5 protein-coding genes are annotated in these 3,408 nt (G+C 70.8%); all 5 read right to left on the bottom strand.

Annotated elements, in window-relative coordinates; translation table 11 throughout:
- Positions 1-161 (bottom strand): adenylyl-sulfate kinase (locus ACQKM2_RS40705; protein ID WP_427719221.1); only part of this gene is annotated, 161 nt, incomplete at its 3' end.
- Positions 161-859, bottom strand: a complete 699-nt coding sequence (locus ACQKM2_RS40700) for a phosphoadenylyl-sulfate reductase (protein WP_427719218.1) — start codon at positions 857-859, stop codon at positions 161-163. The genes ACQKM2_RS40705 and ACQKM2_RS40700, both read right to left, overlap by 1 nt.
- Positions 856-1,035 (bottom strand): hypothetical protein, encoded by a 180-nt coding sequence (locus tag ACQKM2_RS40695; protein WP_125815005.1) that lies wholly within the window; start codon positions 1,033-1,035, stop codon positions 856-858. Before ACQKM2_RS40695 ends, ACQKM2_RS40700 begins: the two co-directional genes overlap by 4 nt.
- A complete protein-coding gene (locus tag ACQKM2_RS40690) occupies positions 1,032-2,738 on the bottom strand; it encodes a nitrite/sulfite reductase (protein WP_427719215.1) in 1,707 nt (568 codons plus the stop codon). Before ACQKM2_RS40690 ends, ACQKM2_RS40695 begins: the two co-directional genes overlap by 4 nt.
- Positions 2,739-2,957: 219 nt before the next feature.
- Entirely contained in the window at positions 2,958-3,041 is an 84-nt protein-coding gene (locus ACQKM2_RS40685; protein ID WP_349637122.1) for a putative leader peptide, read from the bottom strand.
- Positions 3,042-3,408: the final 367 nt, after the last annotated feature.

Here is a 3,408-nt window from a genome sequence, read left to right as displayed (position 1 = left end):
TCCACCTTGTGGCCCTCGGCGCGCAGCCGCTCGGCCAGCGCGTACGCGATGGTGGTCTTGCCCGCGCTGGGCAGACCGGTCAGCCACACCGTGGCTCCCTGGCCGGTCACGCTCATCCGCTTCTCCGTAAGTTCCGTGGTGTCCGTAGGTGTTGTGGTCATCAGCCGTGGAGTCCGCACTCGGTCTTGCCGCGTCCGGCCCAGCGGCCGGCCCGTACGTCCTCGCCCTCCGCGACCCGGCGGGTGCAGGGGGCGCAGCCGACGGAGGTGTAGCCGTCCATCAGCAGCGGGTTGGTCAGGACCCCGTGCTCGGCGACGTACGCGTCCACGTCGTCCTGCGTCCAGCGGGCGATCGGGGAGACCTTGACCTTGCCCCGCTTCTCGTCCCAGCCGACGACCGGGGTGTTGGCCCGGGTCGGGGACTCGTCGCGGCGCAGACCGGTCGCCCACGCGTCGTACGCGGTCAGGCCGTCTTCGAGGGGCTTGACCTTGCGCAGCGCGCAGCACAGGTCCGGGTCGCGGTCGTGGAGCTTCGGCCCGTACTCGGCGTCCTGCTCGGCGACCGACTGGCGCGGGGTCAGCGTGATGACGTTGACGTCCATCACCGCCTCCACGGCGTCACGGGTGCCGATCGTCTCCTCGAAGTGGTACCCGGTGTCGAGGAAGACCACGTCCACGCCCGGGGCCGCGCGCGAAGCCAGGTGGGCGACGACCGCGTCCTCCATGGAGGAGGTCACGCAGAACTTCTTCCCGAAGGTGTCGACCGCCCAGCGCAGGATGTCCAGCGCGGAGGCGTCCTCCAGGTCGCGGCCCGCCTGCTCGGCCAGTTCTCTGAGACTCACGTCTTGAGTCGTGGTCATATCTCGTCCCCTCCAGCGGTGTTGGACTGAACACCCCGGGCCAGCAGCCCCAGGTACTTCAGCTGGAAGGCTCGGTTGCAGGCCCTGCATTCCCAGGCGCCGTGACCCGTCTCGTGGGGAAACAGGTCCTCGTCGCCGCAGTACGGGCAGTAGAACGGTGCTGCGCGCTCGCTCATGAGAGGCTCGCGTCGCTGGCGCGGCCGACCCAGGCGGCGAAGCGCTCGCCGTCCTCGCGCTCCTCCTCGAAGCGCTTGACGACCCGCTCGACGTAGTCGGGCAGACCGGCCGAGGTGACCTTGAGGCCGCGGACCTTGCGGCCGAAGCCGGCCTCCAGGCCGAGGGCGCCGCCCAGGTGGACCTGGTAGCCCTCCACCTGGTTGCCGTCGTCGTCCAGGACCAGCTGCCCCTTGAGACCGATGTCCGCCACCTGGATACGGGCGCAGGCGTTCGGGCAGCCGTTGATGTTGATGGTGAGCGGCTCGGCGAAGTCCGGCAGGCGGCGCTCCAGCTCGTCGATCAGCGAGGCGCCGCGCGCCTTGGTCTCGACGATGGCCAGCTTGCAGAACTCGATGCCGGTGCAGGCCATCGTGCCGCGGCGGAACGGGGACGGCTTGACCCGCAGGTCCAGCGCCTCCAGGGCCGCGACGACCGAGTCGACCTGGTCGGCCTCGATGTCGAGGACGATCATCTTCTGCTCGGCGGTGGTCCGCAGGCGGCCGGAACCGTGCTGCTCGGCGACGCCCGCGATCTTGGTGAGCGTGGCGCCGTCCACCCGGCCGACGCGGGGCGCGAAGCCGACGTAGAACTTGCCGTCCTGCTGCTGGTGCACGCCGACGTGGTCGCGCCACTGGCCGCTGGGCTGCTCGGGCGCGGGGCCGTCGGTCAGCTTCCGCTTGAGGTACTCGTCCTCCAGGACCTGGCGGAACTTGGCCGCGCCCCAGTCGGCGACGAGGAACTTCAGGCGGGCGCGGGTGCGCAGGCGCCGGTAGCCGTAGTCGCGGAAGATCGAGATGACGCCCTCGTAGACGTCGGGGACCTCGTCCAGGGAGACCCAGGTGCCGAGGCGGACGCCCAGCTTGGGGTTGGTGGACAGGCCGCCGCCGACCCAGACGTCGAAGCCGGGACCGTGCTCGGGGTGGTTCACGCCGACGAAGGCGATGTCGTTGATCTCGTGCGCCACGTCGAGCAGCGGCGAGCCGGAGATCGCGGACTTGAACTTGCGGGGCAGGTTGGAGAAGTCCGGGTTGCCGACGATGCGGCGGTAGATCTCGTCGATGGCGGGCGTGCCGTCGATGATCTCGTCCTGGGCGATGCCGGCGACGGGCGAACCGAGGATGACGCGGGGCGTGTCACCGCAGGCCTCGGTGGTCGACAGGCCGACGGCCTCCAGGCGGCGCCAGATCTCGGGGACGTCCTCGATCCGGATCCAGTGGTACTGCACGTTCTGGCGGTCGGTGAGGTCGGCGGTGCCCCGCGCGAACTCCTCGGAGATCTCGCCGATGACGCGGAGCTGCTCGGTGGTCAGCCGGCCGCCGTCGATGCGGACGCGCAGCATGAAGTACTTGTCGTCCAGCTCCTCCGGCTCCAGGATCGCGGTCTTGCCGCCGTCGATCCCGGGCTTGCGCTGGGTGTAGAGGCCCCACCAGCGCATACGGCCGCGCAGGTCGTTGGGGTCGATCGAGTCGAAGCCCGCCTTGGAGTAGATCGTCTCAATGCGCGTCCGCACGTTGAGACCGTCGTCGTCCTTCTTGAACTGCTCGTTGCCGTTGAGGGGCGTGTGGTGCCCGACGGCCCACTGGCCCTCGCCGCGGTGACGGCCGGTCTTGCGGCGCGCTGCGGCTGCGGGGGCGGCTGCGGGCGTTTCAGGGGTGGCGGCCATGGCGGGTACGTCCTTCTTCAACGGCTCGAGGTGGAGGCAGGGGGGAGCGGCGGCGCGCCCCTGTCACGCTGGAGTCTCTGAGCAGGTGTGGCTGATTTCCGCCCGTGTGTCGGGGTTGCCGACAGGCAGGGGGCGGTGTTCGGCCTCAGGGGGCTTGCGGGTGATCGACGCGTCCGCGGCGGCGGGGACTGCGGCGATGTGCGGCGGGTGCTGGTTCCGTCAGCGCGCCGGACAGATGGCGCTGGCCATGCGGCCGAGGTCGACGTGCCGCCGACTCACCAAGGCAATTCCAGCTCCATTCATGGCCGAAGCGTGTCATGTGCCGATTGGAGGAGTCCACTACTGTCCACGATGCGGACGAACTCGTCCCGGATCATGAGACCGCGTGACCCGGGTCACCTTTTTTTGACGCGCCGCTCGCGCGGCTCGGCCCCAGGGGGCCTCCCCGGCTTCGCGGCGCTGCGCCGGACTCCGTCCGTCGGGACCGGGGCGGGGCCGGTTCCCGTGGCCGGGGCCGGTGGGTCGCCTGCGGGTGGGTTGTCCGCTGCGCGGGGCTGGTCCCCTACCCGCCCTTCCACCGTTCCCCGGGCGCTGCCCGGACCCGTACGGGCGCTTCGCGCCCGTGGCGCGCATGACGGGCGGGGGGGGGGACAGGGCCGCGGGGGGTTGT

Source organism: Streptomyces sp. NPDC004126, from assembly GCF_050275515.1.
In the GTDB taxonomy this organism is placed as follows: domain Bacteria; phylum Actinomycetota; class Actinomycetes; order Streptomycetales; family Streptomycetaceae; genus Streptomyces.
This window is presented reverse-complemented; position numbering and strand designations above follow the sequence as displayed.